This is a genomic window from Pseudoduganella sp. GW821-FHT05F09 (genome assembly GCF_059419605.1).
Map to the genome: position 1 here is coordinate 518,982 of NZ_JBWKSD010000001.1, position 17,260 is coordinate 536,241.

The window sequence follows — 17,260 nt, forward strand, 5'->3', positions numbered from 1 at the left end:
ACTTTGCCTTAGCCGAGCACCGGCAGCGGAATGGCCACCGCCACTGCCAGCGTGGTGGTGACTGCCAGCGGGAAGCCGTCGTGGCCGATTTCCGGCGCGCCGGCCACCGACGCCACTTCAGCGGCGGACAGGCTGCGCATTGGGGCCGCGGCGGCAGGGGCGGCGGTGTTGCTGAAAGCGTTGCTCAGTACGGAGAAGATCGATTTCATGGTAAGGCTCCTAAATTTAACGGCGGTGGGAACTACTCAGGGAACGGACGTATGCATCCGGGGTACTGCAACTGCAAAAAAAATTCATGGCGCGCCTTTGCCGGGCGCGGCGGCGGACAATGCCCGCATGTAATGGACCTCCTGGTAGGCCATGCGCTGCAGGCGTTCCTGCTGCGCGGCCGCGGCCGCAAACGTGCCGGTGCACATGTGGGCGCGCACGTGCGGCGCCAGCAGCGCGTAGTCGGTGCTGCGTTCGGCCAGGCCGGCCAGCACCTGCTGCGCCTTGACGCAGGCGCTGCGCGCGGCGGCGCCGTTGCCGGCCGCCCGGTCGAGGTCCGCCTGCATCAGCAGGGCGTTGGCGAGTGGCGGACTGGGCTGGGTCGCGTCCTTGCGGGTCTGGTACAGCTGTTCCAGGATCGCCGTGCTTTCGGCCAGCTGGCGGCGGGCGTCGGCCAGCATGTCCAGCTTGAGCTGGGTGGCCGCCAGCGACTGCTGGGCCACCGCGGTCAGCTGCAGGATGCGGTCGTTTTGCGCCTTGCCGTCCAGCGCGCGCAGCGTGGCGAGGTTCTGCTGCAAGGCCAGCTGCTTGGGCAGCGCTTCGGCGGCATTGCCCAGGTCGCTGTCCAGGTCGTACAGTTTCAGCTGTGCCCAGTACAGATTGGTCAGCCAGTGGCGATTGCTGGGGTCCTGTTTCACCACGTCGCGCAGCAGGCTCTCGGCGTCGTGCAGATTGGCGCGCGCCTCGCTGCGCCGCCCCAGCGCCAGGCGCAATTCGCCCTGGTAGGTCAGCGCGTTGGCCAGGCGGTAAGTCCACAGCGCGTCGCTGGGCGCCGAGGTGTGCAGCGGGCGCACCAGTTCCTCTTCGCGCTGGTACAGGGCCATGGCTTCGCTCAGCAAGCCTTGCTTGGCCTTGGCTTCGGCCAGCCAGGAAATCGTGTTGGCCAGGTCGGCTGGCAGTTTCGGGGTGCCGGTGCCGGTGGCCAGCACGCGCTGTTTCAACTCCACCGACCTGGCGAAGGCGTCGGCGGCCGCCTCGTACTGGCTGCGGCGCATCGCCACCACGCCCAGGTTGCTGTGCGCAAAGGATTGCTCCATCCAGCCGTCCGCATCATCGGGGGCGCTGGCGGCCAGGCTGTTGCTGTGCTCGCGATATTCCTTGAAGAACTTTTCCGCCGGGTCAAGCTCCGCGCGCGACAGATGGATCTGCCCCTGGTAGAAGGCGTTGGCGCCGAGCGCCTTGTACAGCGCCTTGCGGTCGCTGCTGGCGCGCTCCAGCTTGAGCAGGATCGCGTGCGCGGCCTGCAGCGCCTCGGTGGCCTTGGCGGCGTTGGAGCGCGCGATATTCACCTCCGCGATGACGTGCAGGGCTTTGACGCGCTGCTCCAGCGTGGTGGGGCTGGCGTCCTTGCTTTGCGCGGCGGACAGATAGGCCAGTGCCTTGCCGCTGATGCCGTCGAGCAGGTCGAGGCGGCCCAGGGGGCGCAGTTTTTCCACGAATTCGCCCAGCATATAGCTCATCAGGCCTTCTGCCTCGGTGCGCTGCTGCTCGGCGTCGCGCTCGGCGTTGCGGGCGGCGATGCCGAGGATGACGGCCAGCACCGCCAGCAGGGTCACGCCCGCCATCATGGCCAGCTTGAGGCGCTCGGCCAGCTTCACTTTCTGCATGGACACGCGCACATATTCCTGCTCCTGCGGCGCCAGCGTAAAGCCGTCCATGTCCAGCAGCGCGCGGGCCTGGTTGACCTGGCTGCCGCGCGGCAGCAGCAGGTCGCGCGGGCGGCCGGCGGCGGCCCAGCGTTCAGCGTCGTGGCCGATGCGGGTGCGCACCTGCAGCGCGTGCCTGTGCTGTTCTATCCAGTCGGCCACGCGCGGCCAGCGCCGCAGCAGCGCCTCGTGCGTGACGCCGAAACTGGCCACGTCGCTGGCCAGTTCGCTGACGAACAGGCGCGCCTCGACCAGCGCGCGCACCAGCGCCTGCGCCTCGGCGCCGTCCAGCGAGGACCAGGCGGCGCGGCGCGCCGTGACCGGCCCTTGCTCTTCCGACAAGTCCACCAGCAGCGACAGCACATGGGGCAGGGCGGCGCGCTGCGACGGTTCCAGCGCCTCCACCACCTGCTCGGCGCGCGCGGCAATGGCGCCGTCGATGCCGCCCAGCTCGGCAAACACCGAGAAGCGCAGCGTGCCGTCCTCGCCGCGCTGGCGGTACAGCTCGTTCAGGCAGTATTGCAGCAGCGGCAAGGTGTCCGGGCTGCCGCGCGCGGCGTCGCACAGCACGTCGTCCAGGCTGGCGCCGCTGACCGGGTCCTGCTCGAAGCGCAGCTGCGCCGCGCGGGCGGGCTGGCGCACGATTTGCGCAATGTCCGCGCCCTCGGGCGGGCTCAGGTCGAAGTGGCCGCCGCGCGCCTTGAGCGCCATCAGCGCGGGCAGGGCGATCACATCCGGGTAGAAATCGTTGCGGCAGGCCAGCATCACCAGCACCGCGCCGGAGCGCGCCATCTGTTCCAGCAGGGCAATAAAGCGGCCGCGCGTGTCGTCGTTCATGCCGGGCGCGCGGAAGATGGCTTCCAGGCGGTCGATAAACAGGCCTACGCGGGGGCGGCGGCCGGCGTGGCGCAGCCGTTCCACCACTGCGTCGCTGTGCGCGCTTTCCAGGCGCTTGGCCAGCGCTTCGGCATTGTCGCCACTGAACAGCAATTTGCCGTCCAGTTCGGTATCCAGCAGCACGGCGGCCAGCGCCTGGAACAGCCCGCCTTCGGCCAGGTCGGCGCAGTCCATATACAGCGTGCATTCGAGCGCCACCGGCTCGGCCACGCTGCTCAGGCTTTTCATCAATTGCGGCAGCAGGCCGGCGCGCACCAGCGACGTTTTGCCGGAACCGGACGGACCCAGCACCAGTCCCATGGCGCAGCCGCCGGTGGTTTGCTTGCGCACCAGGTCGCGCAACTGGGCGATGGCCTGCATGCGGCCGAAGAATACGGCGGCGTGGTTTTCCTGAAAAGCTTCCAGGCCGCGGAAGGGTGAGCCCTGCAGCCAGCCGCCTTCGTCGGCGGCCACGTTGGCGGTGACGGGGGCAATGGCGCGGTAGCCGCGCTTGCGGATGGTCTCGATAAAGCGCGGTTCGGTGCTCGAATCGCCGAGCGCGCGGCGCAGCTGCGTGATGGCTTTGTGCACCGGATTGTCGCCCAGCTCAGCGTTGCCCCAGCAGCTCTGCAGCAGCTCTTCGGCAGGTATCACGGCGCCGGCGTGGCGGCACAAATAGCGCAAAACGTCCATTGCTCGCGGTTCCAACTGACTACTTTCATTTCCATTATGCAACGTATTGCTATCTGGATTGATTTGCCATTCGCCGAAACGAAAGCCCCTATCGCTCATTGTGCTGCCTATGATCAAATTATTTCTTGATAAAAATCAATGCCTTGCATCGCCGGAAGATTTCAGGAAGGCGCCGGAAGGTAATCAACATTACAGTACATCCATGCAATCAGGCTAGATATTAGCAGTTCCTCAAGAAAGAATATAAGATGTCAAACGTTTCCATGTTTACCTTTAGCAACGCCGTCGAGGCGGGCGGCATGCGCACCATGAGCTTGCCTCCCCACGGCTCGGCATTGCACTCGCCGGCCGCTTTGGGCGGCTACGATCTGGTCTGGGCGCTCGCGCCCGAGACCTTGCGGGGGCAGTTTGCCGGCTTGCAAAAATCCGGCAAGCTGCCATCCGAAGTGCTCGTCGGCAACCTGGAAGAGTCGGGCCTGGTGATAGGCGGACCGGACGCAGACCGGGTCCGGGTTGCCGTGCCGCAACTGACCCTGGACGCCGCCAATCCGCGCAGCGCCAGCCTGGAGCTGTTATTTACCAGCGGCAACATGAGCTTCTACAACGCCTTCGGCAACCGCAGCAGCGTGCTCAAACAGTCTATTGCTGGGTGGAAATTGACCTTCAATGTCAAACTGCAGCTGGCGCCGGTGACGCTGGACGACGCGCTGCGCGGCGCCAGCCCCGATTGCGCGCGCGCCCTGATGCGCTTCGACGAAACCCGCTACCGCCTGCACGCGCTGACCCTGGACTTCGACCATAGCGACCTGATGCACGCCGACGAGTCGCGCAGCAGCCTGGGCACGGACAATCCGGTGCTGGCTGGTAATTTTGTCAACTTCATCGGCGCCTGGCTGAAAGGCCTGGCGGAAACCGGCTCCGCCTTCGTGCTGGGCTACGCCGCCGTGCGCGCCACGCCGGGCGAGGACACGCTGAGCCGTTTGCAGGCCGGCAGCGTCAGCGTGGCGGCGGCCGGCACCCTGAATCTGCTGCATATGCTGGGCCGCAAGGCCAGCTCGGACGGCCGCGGCGTGGCGGGCGGCCCCGGCCTGGCGGCGGTGCGCCCCGGCTACGCGCCCGGCTGCGCGGCGCGCGCCGTGCTGTCGCGCGAGGTGTTTTTCAAGCGCTTCCTGAAACCGCTGCTGATCGACCCCATCCAGGACCGGCTGAACCAGCTGCCGGACTACCGCAACTTGCGCGTGGCGCTGGATGGCGGGCTGAACCGGGAAGAGTCGTTCAACGAGAAATCCGGCGTCTCGGCCACCATGGACAACGGCGTGCGCGCCCAGTTCGTGCCCAATTCAGGCGGCTGGGGCTACCGCGACCACGTGCTGCTGCACTGGCGCGAAGGCAACCGCCTGTCCCATGTGCGGGAGTCGGAGCAGGACCTGCAGTTCAGCGTGACCGTGTCCAGCCAGCCGGACAGCATGGGCGTGCCGCGCCTGACGGTTGACCTGTACAGCTCGCTGATGCGCTATGAATGGGACCGGGCCAGCCAGAAGATGGCGCTGTTCAACCGCAAGGTCAACCTGGGCAAGGGCTGGGCGCGCAGCACCATGCACTGGGCCATGCGCCTGCAGTTCCTGGCCGACGACCTGGGTGCGATCCGCGTGGCGGTCACGCCCAAGCGCTCGCCGGCGGCGACGGACTCCGGCGTGGTGGGCATGTATATGGTGTCGGACGCGCTGGGGCATTTGCTCAATATGAACAAGCTGAGCAATGAGTGGGAAGGCAACCCGGCCAGCCTGGGCGCGGTGCAGCAGGAGGTGGTGGCCGGTTTCAGCGTCGCGGCGACCGAGCTGTTCAACCAGATGGCCGGGCAGCTGGTGCTGCCGTCCGGTCCCCAGCCGGGCTGCCGCCGCGTGCAGCTCAACGAAGACGGCAATATCGAGCTCGACCTGGGCTGGTGAGAATGGCGGGTTAGCGCGCAGCGCGTAAGCCGCCATGGCGGCGCCGCCAATAAAAAACGCCCGGTCGAACCGGGCGTTGTCTTTATTACTCGTAGTCGCTGATCGGTGCGCAGCCGCACATCAGGTTACGGTCGCCGTAGACGTTGTCGGCGCGGCCCACGGAAGGCCAGTACTTCTGCTTGCGCAGCGCCGGCACCGGGAAGGCTGCCACTTCGCGGCTGTACTTGCGGTCCCAGTTGTCCGAGGTCAGCACTTCAGCGGTGTGCGGCGCGAACTTCAGCGGATTGTTCAGCTTGTCGAACTCGCCGCTTTCCACCTTGGCGATCTCGCCGCGGATCACGATCATCGCATCGATGAAGCGGTCCAGTTCGGCCTTCGCTTCCGATTCGGTCGGCTCGATCATCAGCGTGCCCGGCACCGGGAAGCTCATGGTCGGCGCGTGGAAGCCGAAGTCCATCAGGCGCTTGGCCACGTCTTCGTTGCTGATGCCGGTGGCATCGGTCAGCGGACGCAGGTCCAGGATGCACTCGTGCGCCACCAGGCCGTCATGGCCGGAGTACAGCACAGGGTAGTGCGGCGCCAGGCGGTGGGCGATGTAGTTCGCGTTCAGGATCGCGGTTTCGGTCGCTGCGGTCAGGCCTTCGCCGCCCATCATGGCGATGTACATCCACGAGATCGGCAGGATCGATGCGGAGCCGAACGGCGCGGCCGAGATCGAGCCGATGCCGTCTTCGCTGCGCACATAGCCGTTCGAGCGCTGGTTAGGCAGGAACTTGGCCAGGTGCGCGCCAACGCCGATCGGGCCGACGCCAGGACCGCCGCCGCCGTGCGGAATGCAGAAGGTTTTGTGCAGGTTCAGGTGCGACACGTCGCCGCCGAACGCGCCCGGCGCGGCAACGCCCACCAGTGCATTCATATTGGCGCCGTCTATATATACCTGGCCGCCGTGCGAGTGGATGATGTCGCACAGTTCCTGGATGCCGTCTTCGAACACGCCGTGGGTCGAAGGGTAGGTGACCATGACGCAGGCCAGGTTCTTCGAGTGCAGCTCGGCCTTGGCTTTCAGGTCAGCCAGGTCCACGTTGCCGCGCTCGTCGCAGGCGGTGACCACCACCTGCATGCCGACCATATTGGCCGAAGCAGGGTTGGTGCCGTGCGCCGACGATGGGATCAGGCAGATGTTGCGGTGGCCTTCGCCGCGCGACTGGTGGTACTTCTGGATCACCAGCAGGCCGGCGTATTCGCCCTGCGAACCGGCGTTGGGCTGCAGCGACACGGCGGCGTAGCCGGTGACGGCGCACAGCATCTCTTCCAGCTGGGCGATCATTTCACGGTAGCCCACGGTCTGCTCGTTCGGCGCGAACGGGTGGATGTTGGAGAACTCGGGCCAGGTGACCGGGATCATTTCGCTGGTGGCGTTCAGCTTCATGGTGCAGGAGCCGAGCGGGATCATGGTGCGGTCCAGCGCCAGGTCCTTGTCCGCCAGGCTGCGCAGGTAGCGCAGCATTTCGGTTTCGGAGTGGTAGCGGTTGAACACAGGGTGCGTCAGATAGGCCGAGCTGCGGGCCAGCGCTTCAGGGAAGCTGTTGTTCACGCCGGCTTCCACCGCGTCGAAGTCCGGAGCGGCAGGCGCATTGGCAATGCCGGTGGCGAACACGGTCCACAAGGTGGCGATGTCGTCGCGGGTGATGGTCTCGTCCAGCGAAATGCCGACGTGGTTGGCGTCGATCTGGCGCAGGTTCACGCCGTTGGCCTGGGCGGCCGCGTGCAGCGCGGCGGCGTTGGCGGTCTTGACGGTCAGGGTGTCGAAGAAGCTGTCGTTGACACTGTAGCCCAGGGTCTTCAGGTTGGCGGCCAGGATGCCGGTGTAGCGGTGCACGCGGTTGGCGATCTGCAGCAGGCCGGCAGGACCGTGGTAGACGGCGTACATCGACGCGATCACCGCCAGCAGCACCTGCGCGGTGCAGATGTTGGAGGTGGCTTTTTCGCGGCGGATGTGCTGTTCGCGGGTTTGCAGCGCCAGGCGGTAAGCCTGGTTGCCTTGCTGGTCGATGGTGACGCCGACCAGGCGGCCCGGCATCGAGCGCTTGAATTCGTCGCGGGTGGACAGGTAGCCGGCGTGCGGGCCGCCGAAGCCCAGCGGTACGCCGAAGCGCTGCGAGTTGCCGACCACCACGTCCGCGCCCCATTCGCCCGGAGGCGTGAGCATGGTCAGGGCCAGCAGGTCGGCCGCGACCACGACCATGGCGCCGGCGGCTTTCACGGTTTCAACGGCGGCGCGGTAGTCGCGCACCACGCCGTTGACGCCAGGGTATTGCAGCAGCACGCCGAAAGCGTCCGTTACGCCGGCCAGTTCGGCCGGGTCGAAGGTCTTCACGGTGATGCCCAGCGGCAGGGCGCGGGTCTGCACCACTTCCAGGGTTTGCGGCAGCACGTCGGAAGCGACGTAGAAGGTGTTCGATTTCGACTTGCCCACGCGCTGGATCAGCGTCATGGCTTCGGCGGCGGCCGTGCCTTCGTCCAGCATGGACGCGTTGGCGATGCCCATGCCGGTCAGGTCGGTGACCACTTGCTGGAAGTTCAGGATGGCTTCCAGGCGGCCTTGCGAAATTTCAGGCTGATAGGGGGTGTAAGCGGTGTACCAGGCCGGGTTCTCGAAGATATTGCGCAGCACGACGCCGGGCGTGTGGGTGTTGTAGTAACCCTGGCCGATCAGCGATTTGAGCACCTTGTTCTGCGAGGCGATGCCTTTCAGCTTGGCCAGCGCGGTGGTTTCCGGCATCGGCTCGTAGAACTGGCCGAGCGGCAGGGCGCTCTTGTTGCGGATGGACGGCGGCACGATGGCGTCGATCAGCGCGGTACGGGTTGCGTAGCCGAGCACGTCGAGCATTTGCTGCTGCTCGTTGGCGTCCGGGCCGATGTGGCGGGCGATGAAAGCGTCGCGCGCTTCGAGTTGGGTCAGGCTGGTACGGGTCATGATATGGGGGCGGGCAAAAAAGAGGGCCAGCGAAATGCTGGCCCAGGGGGCATACGGAATTAAGCTTCGGTGGTCTTGCCGTAAGCGGCGGCGTCGAGCAGGCCGTTGATGGCTGCCGCGTCGGCCGGCTTGATCTTGAACAGCCAGGCAGCGTAAGCGTCGGTGTTGATCGACTCAGGCGCGTCCACCACGGCGTCGTTCACGGCCACCACTTCGCCTGCGATCGGCGCGTAGATGTCGGAAGCGGCTTTCACCGATTCCACCACGGCCGCGTCGTCGCCGGCGCCGTAGGTGGTGCCGACTTTCGGCAGTTCGACGAACACGATATCGCCCAGTGCGTCCTGCGCGAACTCGGTGATGCCGACGGTCACGGTGCCGTCGGCTTCAGCGCGTACCCACTCGTGGGACTCGGTGTACTTCAGGTCTGCAGGAATATTGCTCATGTGTGGCTCCAGTTGGTTATGTTCGTAAAGTTGGGGTCAAGCTACCAGGATTTTACCGTTACGCACGAAGGGCAGCTTCACCACGGTGGCGGCCAGCTTCTTGTCGCGGATTTCCACGTGCACGGTGTCGCCCACGGCCACGCCGTTCGGTACGCGCGCCAGCGCAATGGCTTGCTGCATGGTCGGGCTGAAGGTGCCGCTGGTGATCTCGCCGGTCTGCTCGGAGCCTGCCACGATCACCTTCTGGTGCGCGCGCAGCACGCCGCCTTTTTCGCGCAGGATCAGGCCCACGAACTGGGCGTTTTGGCCCATGGCCTGCAGCGCGGCCTTGCCGGTGAAGTCGCGCTCGGACACCAGGTCGATGGTCCATGCCAGGCCTGCGTCCAGCGGGTTGACGGTTTCGTCCATGTCCTGGCCGTACAGATTCATGCCCGCTTCCAGGCGCAGCGTGTCGCGCGCGCCCAGGCCGGCAGGCTTCACGCCGGCCGCGTTCAGCGCGTTCCACAGCGCCTCGGCCTGTTCCGCCGCCACGCCGATTTCAAAGCCGTCTTCGCCGGTGTAGCCGGTGCGGGCGATCATCGCCTCGCCGAAGATGGTGTTCGGTACGAAGGCCACGTTGAACGGCTTCATGTCGGCGGTGGCGTCCTGCGAACCGGCGATCACTTCCCACACCTTGGCGCGGGCGTTCGGGCCCTGCACGGCGATCAGGGCCATGGCGTTGTCGCCGTCCCGGCGCTGGGTGATGGTCACGCCCGAGCCGGTGGCTGCGTTCTGCGCCTGCATCCACGCCACGTCTTTCTCGGCGGTGCCGGCGTTGACCACCAGGCGGAACCAGCTCTCGTTGATGAAGTAGACGATCAGGTCGTCGATCACGAAGCCTTGCGGGTTCAGCATGCAGGAGTAGAGCGCCTTGCCGGATACTTGCAGCTTGTCGACGTTGTTGGCCAGCAGGCCGCGCAGGAAGGCGCGCGTGTTGTCGCCCTTGATGTCGACCACGCACATGTGGGCCACGTCGAACATGCCGACGTCGGTGCGCACCGCGTGGTGTTCTTCGATTTGCGAACCGTAGTTAACTGGCATGTCCCAGCCGCCGAAATCGACCATGCGTGCATTGAGGGCGCGGTGTGCGGCATTGAGTGGGGTCGCTTTGAGCGTCATGGGGCAGTCCAATAGATATAGGAGTTAACAGAAGCAAAATGCACAGCACAATGCGACGAACCCCTCTGTCCTTGGTACCTGAGAGATAGCGGAATGGAATCCGCACGCCCCTTCGGTGGGCTGCTGGCGTGGTGCCGCAGCCGCTCTCCAGAGTTTGACCCAGCTGCGCGGTGCGCCGCTGGCCCTTGACCGGTCCTTTTGCCTGAGAGTTTTTGGGTAGTGCCCCTTCGGCGGCAACGCGAGTTTGCCCTCTCCCGATCAAGACTGAGGAATATATGCCAGAAGGGGCTTTATGTCAATCTTGCGGGGTAGGCGGGGGCGCCCGCTCCGGCGTGCTGGCGGTGATTATTGGTGACTTTTGCCCTCTGGCAAATCTGTTAATCTCATGGGAATTCACATGCCAAAAGGGGCCTCATGCTTTGCCCGGTTGACGACGCACAATTGAAGGTTGCCAGTTTTGGCGGCCACCAGATTCACCGCTGCCCGCAATGCCAGGGTGTGTCGCTGAGCGGCACCTTGCTTGTGCAGCTGCGCGCGCACACGGCGCTGCAGCTTCACAAGCAGCGCGACTCCGCCGGCGTCTGGCCTTGCCCTATGGACGGCCAGGCGATGAAGCCAATCGATTACAAAGGCGTGGCCATGGGTGCCTGCCGCCAGTGCCTGGGTCTCTGGCTCGAAGCCGGGCAGTTTTCCCGCCTGCTGGAACTGGTCGAGCCACCGAGGCAGGCGGATTTGTCGAACATAGGCAAGAGCTTGTCCGGCAGTTCTTCCTCCAGCAGCGTTGATGGGCTAGGGGATATCCTGGAATTTGCCTCCGACATTCTTGATGTTGTTGGAAATATCGCGGACTAAGGGTGCGTGCCTTGTGCCGCGCTGTGGATTAGGGGAAGTAGCCCACAATAGGCTGAATCGGCCAAAAGCTGTCGCCCAAGTAGAGAATGCAAGCTTATTTTTGGAACTGAAGATGCAAACAATTGAAATTGCTCGAATCATGAGGGACGGTGGCATAGATGCAGTGGCTGCATTGAATTCTGCCTTGGAGATGGCGCTTGTTGGCATCGCTCAAGAGCGAGCGGCCGAACTCAAACGCGCGACTGGCGACGCAATGGGGGAAATTTGCGAAAAAATCATCTTTCCCGCTGTTCGGACTTTCCCTGAACTTGAACTCGATCAACCAGGCTGGTCTGAAGTTGCTCGAGCACGTGTGCGAGCGTGCTTAAAGTTGGATGAGTAGTTGGTCGCCGGCAACTGGCGGCCACATGCTGACAACTATTGAGTTGCGACGATAAACGGACGGGGTGAGGTGAATGAGAAAAGTAGTTGGTTATATTGCCGGTATCAACTTTATTTGTTTCTTGGGCGGCACCGTATTCTTAGGCGGAGATGCATTGAGCGGCAGGATTGAAAACGGACTATTCTTCCTTTCCAGTCACGGAAAGCTAACCGAGGTGACTCAGGAAATTTTCAACTACAGTAAGTACCATGCCTTATCAGTATTCCTTCTCAACGGATTGGCATTGATTTTCATTTAGTCAAGAAATCTAAATGAAATCTATTTCTATTGATTTGGTTGGACTCACATTCGAGGGTCCTCAGCGTGCGCTTTGCGAGATTTTACAAAGGTCCGGAGAGGGGAGCTTTCACAACTCGTGAGTTTTCCATTAGCCAACAGACTATCCCGGGCGCCAACGGCCGGAACCTCCAGAAGCGGCCCGTCGGGTCGCGTGCGCCAACAGATTAGCCAAAAAAGTTGAGTGAAAAGTGAAAATTAGTTTCTTTAAGAAAAATGCAATGTACATTATGCCTGCACCATGGATTTTTTTGTCGAGCTTGGAATTCTGGATGGCAGCTCATAACGGCGGTGATACGAAGTACATAGCCGCAGTTGGTTTCGGTTGGTTAGCGGTGCTGTTCTATCTTGGTCAGAAGCGCCGTTATGAAGCGCTCCTGGCTAGCGAAAAATGAATCGTAATTTCGGCAGTTGACGGCCAGAACCGGACGACTATTGCACACCAAATTGATTGAAACTGGATATGGATTTAATGGCTAGTTATCTGTATCTCCCGCTTGTTGCGGCGTCGCTTGTTGTGTGTGCTGCACTTCATCCGGTTCATGCTGAAGACGGTTTCGGCATTGAGGACGACAAGTTGCGGCCAGTACCACCGGCCGTAGCGAAGGCTTTGCGCGCGCATGTCAGTAAAACAGACTACAAAGACTGTGCGCAGGGTATGTTCGTCGGCAGCACAGTGGACTTAGAGGGGAGCGGCCGGAAATTGGACTGGATTGCGAAGACAGCCGATGGATGTGCTTGGGGAGCAGCGACCGCAAAAATATGGGTATTAAAAAATGAGAAGATTCACTATCGAATTGTGCTGGACAGTGGGGGCCAAGGCGTAGCTCTGTTGAAGTCAAAGACTAATGGACTTCGGGACCTCAGAATGCCTAGTGCCACAGCCGGACATTATTCAGATGCATTACTCAAGTTCGACGGTTTGCGATATGAAGTGCTCAGGTCGTGCATCATTGATTGGCAGGATGCTGAAGAAATAAAGAGACATCCAGATGGTCAATGTCATGTAAATTAGCTGATGGCTCGTAGCGGCCAAGACCGGACACCCTCGTTTCGAGATTATATATGAGAAAAATCGTAATCTTTGTAGTTGCTGTTCTCTACGCGCAGTCTGCATCGGCTCAGACGATGGCGGTAGACAGCTTCATGGCGGACACCCTTCACCTTGTTGGTGGTTACTGCCAATTCGGCGCGCAGCGGGATACTATATTGGTCAGCGATTGGGATAAAAAGTTCTGGATGAAAATTGATGGCAAGATGGTCGCATTTCAAGGTAAAAAAAGCGATGCAGAACTGGAGAAGCAACTGAAAAATAAGCGCTGGCGAGAGACGTTTAAAGCGGCCGGCGTCACCGTGCAGCTGGACCTCGTCGAAACAGCGCGAGGCGATGACTCCGCTGCATTCCGAGGCTATATTGATGTCCAGAGAGGTGGCGTGAAGAAGCACTTCTTAGTTGCTGGTGGTTGCGGCGCATAACGGCCAGAAGCAGGCGCAGCCATAAAAGGAATGAAGTAATGGATTGGGCGCCGATTTCAGAAGTTGACTTATGGGACCTGGTGATTAAGGCAGAGGCAAGGATGTCGCCCCAGCTTTCTCGCCTGTGGCAGGCAATCAAAATAACTCCGCAGAAATGGAGTGAACAATCGTTCGGAAAAGCAGGCGATGGGTTTTGGGTGGTGGCTCTAGTTGGAAAGAATGTCATCTGGAACGATATTGAAGAGGGATTTAATCGCTCCTCATATCGACACCTCGGCGAGATTGCTGAATATTTCTGCAACCAAGATGAGTTGGAGGTTGCTGTTCAAGATGTACTGACACTCATCGAAACCGGAATCGACATCAATCCACGCTGTAGCGCGCCCGTTGCTGGAGTCTATCTGCCGCATAGCGGCTAACGGCCAGAAGCGGTCGTTCAAATACTAACCTCGACTGTCAAATGTTTAAATTCTTCAAGCAAAGATCTGCCGTAGAAGGCGACAAGCTGTATCGCATAACATTGCATGTCGGGCGTGGCACGAACACCGAAATGCCCGCTAACTTGATTGGAGCGTATGTTCCAGTTTTCGTTGGTGCAGATGGGCATGAAGCCGCAGCGTTCAAGGCAGTGGCGGCAGTGAGAAGCCATGGCTTCAGCTTCATCGATATTGCTGACGGCCAAATTCACGAACTTGACCCGTACCAATGGGATGCCTTCGTCATGGAGGCTTGGGCGGATTTTGTTACGGAGTTTCCTACTCAGTCAAATGTGATCGAATCATTACGGACCAACTTCGTTTTCATTGGCCCGTACGCATCATATGAGGCACAAATGTCCCAGACACGATAGATAAAGTCGACTGTCGAAGGTCCGCAATGGGGCGCGTTATTCCGGGCGTGACATTTCGTAAATTTTCCTTGTTGTCAACATGATATTCTAAGCACCAATGGCTGGGTCCGGCCAGGAACGGACGTTCATTTCCCCCTCGCTCGAAAGACAGAATTAGATGAACATTGCGATGTTGTATATCAATGGACTTGATGAGGAACTTGACCGCTTAACGCAAGTGTTAGGTTTAACCGAAACCTCAAGGTGGGAGGCCGGCGACACTATTCGAGCAGGAAAGACTCATCACAGTTCAGGCATTGAATTCGATTTGGCAGACGTGGCGACGCCACGTGATTTAATCTGTGCAGTTCGCGATTTTCTGCGTGGCTGGCGCGCTAAAGGTATATCTCTACAAGCATTTAATCTCAAGGGCGAACTTTCGATAGGCGTCGCAGTCGGAGACAGTAAGCAATTTACGGCGCATTTATACTTTTCCGTCGATGACGCACTGCTTCTCGGCACATTGGGAATTGAGTTGAGTATCGCCGCTTACCCGACTTCGGATGAGGCAAACGAGTGAGATGGGAGAGGCGCCCAGCAGGTGTTGTAAGGTCCACTACGGGGCGGCATCGGCCTGCCAGTGACAATGCGTGTATTTTTCGACTAAGCAAGATGTTATCCTGAGTAGCGACGGTCGAGTCCGGCCAAGAACAGACATTGGCTCTGGTTTTCCAAGTGCCAGATGCTAATTGAAGCAATAGTTAAGAGTAATATTAATGATTCCTTTTGAAGTAAGAGCCGATATACTTCGACGTATCCGTGATGCCGAAGCGGAGCACGGTGTACGAGTTTTGTTGGCCGTCGAATCTGGCAGCCGTGCTTGGGGTTTCGCCTCACCTAACAGCGATTACGATGCACGCTTTATCTACATCCATCCTAAAAACTGGTATGTATCGGTGGGACTAGAGGAGCAGCGCGATGTGATAGAGTATCCCATCGTGGATGACATCGACATCAACGGGTGGGACCTCAGGAAGGCATTGCGCCTATTCTGGAAGTCAAATCCCGCATTTGTAGAGTGGATCCAGTCGCCCATCATTTACACCGAGCAGAGCGGCTTCGCGGAAGAAGCGCGCAAATTGCTACCAGAGGTGTATTCATGCGAACGCGGCGTTTATCACTATCGCAGCATGGCCAAGACCAATTATCGCGGCTACCTGAAGGCAGATATGGTACCTCTGAAGAAGTATTTTTACGTACTTCGCCCGCTGTTGTCAGTGCGCTGGCTTGAACGCTATGGTACCGCTGCTCCTATCGAGTTCGGCAAACTGCTGCACTTGATAGAAGGCGAAACGGCTTTGTTAGCAGATATCGATGCATTGTTGGCGAAAAAGCGTGCGGCTCCAGAAATGGGGCTTGATAAGCCAGTCGCACGGATCAATGCCTTCATCGAGGCAGAGTTAACTCGGTTGGATGTGATTGCGCCAGAACATGTACAGCGTAGTGATGTGTTACCACAACTAAACCATTTGTTTCACCTCACGCTAGCACAAGTCTGGGCGTGACCCAGGTAACCTCAGGATGGTAAAAGTATTGATACTCTGCATTGTGCTGCCCACTCCGGTACCGAAACAACGCCGTTGTCGGCCAAAAACGGACGTTGAAAGCGACATCTTTGGACGCCTCCAACAGTCCATCCAAGGACTCTATTAAGGTAGTTAAGAATGATGAGATTCACCCAATACGTGCACTCTGCAACCTTTGTGTTGGTAGTTGGATTATGCACGGCAGCTCAGTCGTCTGCACAAGAGGCTACCCAAAAGCGGCCTGTCTCTGTTGATTATCGTGCATATATTGACACGTCTGGTTGCAAGCCAATTTGGCCCAAGGCTTCCATACGTAACGAGGAAACTGGTACTGTCACCCTGGCGTTTTTGGTGGACGCAGAGGGTACCCTTCGCGATTCGAAGATTGTAAGGTCGAGCGGATTTCGTGACCTCGACAATGCTGCTCATACCGCCCTGCGAGGATGCGCATTCCATGCCGCGACCGAAAATGGCAAGCCTGTGGAGTCTTGGATGAATTTCATGTGGGTCTGGAAGATTGAAAAAGCTGCAAACATTATGTAACTTCGATAGATAAGGTCGGCCGTTGCCGGCCAAAAACGGACGTTGAAAGCGACATCTTTGGACGCCTCCAACAGTCCATCCAAGGATTCTATTAAGGTAGTTAAGAATGATGAGATTCACCCAATACGTGCACTCTGCAACCTTTGTGTTGGTAGTTGGATTATGCACGGCAGCTCAGTCGTCTGCACAAGAGGCTACCCAAAAGCGGCCTGTCTCTGTTGATTATCGTGCATATATTGACACGTCTGGTTGCAAGCCAATTTGGCCCAAGGCTTCCATACGTAACGAGGAAACTGGTACTGTCACCCTGGCGTTTTTGGTGGACGCAGAGGGTACCCTTCGCGATTCGAAGATTGTAAGGTCGAGCGGATTTCGTGACCTCGACAATGCTGCTCATACCGCCCTGCGAGGATGCGCATTCCATGCCGCGACCGAAAATGGCAAGCCTGTGGAGTCTTGGATGAATTTCATATGGGTCTGGAAGATTGAAAAAGCTGCAAACATTATGTAACTTCGATAGATAAGGTCGGCCGTTGCCGGCCATTAGCGGACCTCGTTCGCAATAACAAGAAGGTGTCAATCTGAAGATGCATTTATCAATAAAAGTCGTTGGAATCATTTCTTTCTTAGGAACGATATTCATGGCAGCGCCTTCTACAGCTCTTGCCGGCAACGCAAAATCAAGTAACTGCTATTTGGTGCCGCCCCGTGACGATGGGGAGTCGGAAGAAGAACGGTCTCACTCAACGGCTCGGGCACTAATTAAATATGTAAAAAAATATTGGGATATCGCGATATCGGAAAAACCGGAGAAGGTCTCAATATCACGCGCAGAAGACCCATCTGGTGACGGCTCAGAATTGGATTTTTACAATGTAGAGTTCAGTAGTTTTGGCGCGGGCTTTTATCGCTATCCAGATGGAACTGCGATGCCATCTGGGCTTTCTACAACGTCTATCAAGTTCAATCTCCCATGTGGACTGAAGATAGGGCAATCGCAAAAGAAAGTGCGCGCCATCCTGGGGACACCTACACAAATTCAGCAGGAGTCTTTTATTTATGGGACCGGCGGTGACCAGAACGGTGAGGTAATTTTTACCTTTAAACGGGGAAAACTGAGCCAGGTGGCTTGGGCTTATGACACACACTAGCCGCTTTCTGCTGCTACCCTTGCCGTGTAGACGGCATCCGGCAAGAAGCAGCCCACTGGCCGCTAAAGTTTTCCACATCATTTCGCAATAGCCGGC

At 59.6% G+C, this 17,260-nt stretch carries 19 protein-coding genes and 2 riboswitches; of the genes, 14 read left to right on the forward strand and 5 right to left on the reverse strand.

What is annotated here, in order from left to right:
- Nucleotides 1-8: 8 nt before the first annotated feature.
- Both AC07S4_RS02175 and AC07S4_RS02180 read right to left on the reverse strand, forming a co-directional pair.
- Nucleotides 9-209 (reverse strand): hypothetical protein, encoded by a 201-nt coding sequence (locus AC07S4_RS02175; protein WP_494985024.1) that lies wholly within the window; start codon nt 207-209, stop codon nt 9-11.
- 84 nt (nt 210-293) lie between these two features.
- Complete coding sequence (locus AC07S4_RS02180) at nt 294-3,581, reverse strand: nSTAND1 domain-containing NTPase (RefSeq protein WP_494985025.1); 3,288 nt, start codon at nt 3,579-3,581, stop codon at nt 294-296.
- Nucleotides 3,582-3,745: 164 nt separating this feature from the next.
- Between AC07S4_RS02180 and AC07S4_RS02185 the strand changes: the two genes are divergently transcribed.
- On the forward strand, nt 3,746-5,431 hold the full coding sequence (locus AC07S4_RS02185) for a hypothetical protein (RefSeq protein ID WP_494985026.1): 1,686 nt from the start codon (nt 3,746-3,748) through the stop codon (nt 5,429-5,431).
- Between the two features lie 85 nt (nt 5,432-5,516).
- Here the strand turns inward: AC07S4_RS02185 and gcvP are convergent, their stop codons facing one another.
- From gcvP to gcvT, 3 genes are read right to left on the reverse strand one after another with little or no spacing between them, the layout of a single operon-like run.
- Nucleotides 5,517-8,408: an aminomethyl-transferring glycine dehydrogenase gene (gcvP, locus tag AC07S4_RS02190; protein WP_494985027.1), complete on the reverse strand. Its 2,892-nt coding sequence runs from the start codon at nt 8,406-8,408 to the stop codon at nt 5,517-5,519.
- Between the two features lie 59 nt (nt 8,409-8,467).
- Nucleotides 8,468-8,851 (reverse strand): glycine cleavage system protein GcvH, encoded by a 384-nt coding sequence (gene gcvH / locus AC07S4_RS02195; RefSeq protein ID WP_494985028.1) that lies wholly within the window; start codon nt 8,849-8,851, stop codon nt 8,468-8,470.
- A gap of 36 nt (nt 8,852-8,887) precedes the next feature.
- Nucleotides 8,888-10,009 carry a glycine cleavage system aminomethyltransferase GcvT gene (gene gcvT / locus AC07S4_RS02200; protein ID WP_494985029.1) on the reverse strand — a complete coding sequence of 374 codons (1,122 nt, stop codon included), beginning with the start codon at nt 10,007-10,009 and terminating at the stop codon, nt 8,888-8,890.
- Between the two features lie 55 nt (nt 10,010-10,064).
- Nucleotides 10,065-10,170, reverse strand: a riboswitch (glycine riboswitch).
- Between the two features lie 19 nt (nt 10,171-10,189).
- Nucleotides 10,190-10,276, reverse strand: a riboswitch (glycine riboswitch).
- Between the two features lie 147 nt (nt 10,277-10,423).
- Between gcvT and AC07S4_RS02205 the strand changes: the two genes are divergently transcribed.
- The 13 genes from AC07S4_RS02205 (at nt 10,424) to AC07S4_RS02265 (ending at nt 17,164) form a co-directional block, all read left to right on the forward strand.
- Nucleotides 10,424-10,861 carry a zf-TFIIB domain-containing protein gene (locus tag AC07S4_RS02205; RefSeq protein ID WP_494985030.1) on the forward strand — a complete coding sequence of 146 codons (438 nt, stop codon included), beginning with the start codon at nt 10,424-10,426 and terminating at the stop codon, nt 10,859-10,861.
- A gap of 112 nt (nt 10,862-10,973) precedes the next feature.
- A complete protein-coding gene (locus tag AC07S4_RS02210; RefSeq protein ID WP_494985031.1) occupies nt 10,974-11,243 on the forward strand; it encodes a hypothetical protein in 270 nt (89 codons plus the stop codon).
- 73 nt (nt 11,244-11,316) lie between these two features.
- A complete protein-coding gene (locus tag AC07S4_RS02215; RefSeq protein WP_494985032.1) occupies nt 11,317-11,541 on the forward strand; it encodes a hypothetical protein in 225 nt (74 codons plus the stop codon).
- A 229-nt stretch (nt 11,542-11,770) separates the two neighbouring features.
- Nucleotides 11,771-11,974, forward strand: coding sequence for a hypothetical protein (locus AC07S4_RS02220; protein WP_494985033.1), 204 nt, complete (start codon nt 11,771-11,773; stop codon nt 11,972-11,974).
- A gap of 56 nt (nt 11,975-12,030) precedes the next feature.
- Nucleotides 12,031-12,594, forward strand: a complete 564-nt coding sequence (locus AC07S4_RS02225) for a hypothetical protein (RefSeq protein WP_494985034.1) — start codon at nt 12,031-12,033, stop codon at nt 12,592-12,594.
- A gap of 50 nt (nt 12,595-12,644) precedes the next feature.
- Nucleotides 12,645-13,055, forward strand: coding sequence for a hypothetical protein (locus AC07S4_RS02230; protein ID WP_494985035.1), 411 nt, complete (start codon nt 12,645-12,647; stop codon nt 13,053-13,055).
- A 38-nt stretch (nt 13,056-13,093) separates the two neighbouring features.
- Nucleotides 13,094-13,474, forward strand: a complete 381-nt coding sequence (locus tag AC07S4_RS02235; protein WP_494985036.1) for a hypothetical protein — start codon at nt 13,094-13,096, stop codon at nt 13,472-13,474.
- 41 nt (nt 13,475-13,515) lie between these two features.
- Nucleotides 13,516-13,905, forward strand: coding sequence for a hypothetical protein (locus AC07S4_RS02240; RefSeq protein ID WP_494985037.1), 390 nt, complete (start codon nt 13,516-13,518; stop codon nt 13,903-13,905).
- Between the two features lie 157 nt (nt 13,906-14,062).
- A complete protein-coding gene (locus AC07S4_RS02245; protein WP_494985038.1) occupies nt 14,063-14,464 on the forward strand; it encodes a hypothetical protein in 402 nt (133 codons plus the stop codon).
- Nucleotides 14,465-14,660: 196 nt separating this feature from the next.
- The gene (locus AC07S4_RS02250) at nt 14,661-15,449 is read left to right on the forward strand and encodes a nucleotidyltransferase domain-containing protein (RefSeq protein WP_494985039.1); all 789 of its coding nucleotides are present in this window, start codon (nt 14,661-14,663) and stop codon (nt 15,447-15,449) included.
- Nucleotides 15,450-15,608: 159 nt separating this feature from the next.
- Entirely contained in the window at nt 15,609-16,013 is a 405-nt protein-coding gene (locus tag AC07S4_RS02255; RefSeq protein WP_494985040.1) for an energy transducer TonB, read from the forward strand.
- Between the two features lie 109 nt (nt 16,014-16,122).
- A complete protein-coding gene (locus AC07S4_RS02260) occupies nt 16,123-16,524 on the forward strand; it encodes an energy transducer TonB (protein ID WP_494985598.1) in 402 nt (133 codons plus the stop codon).
- A 130-nt stretch (nt 16,525-16,654) separates the two neighbouring features.
- A complete protein-coding gene (locus AC07S4_RS02265; protein WP_494985041.1) occupies nt 16,655-17,164 on the forward strand; it encodes a hypothetical protein in 510 nt (169 codons plus the stop codon).
- Nucleotides 17,165-17,260 lie beyond the last annotated feature (96 nt).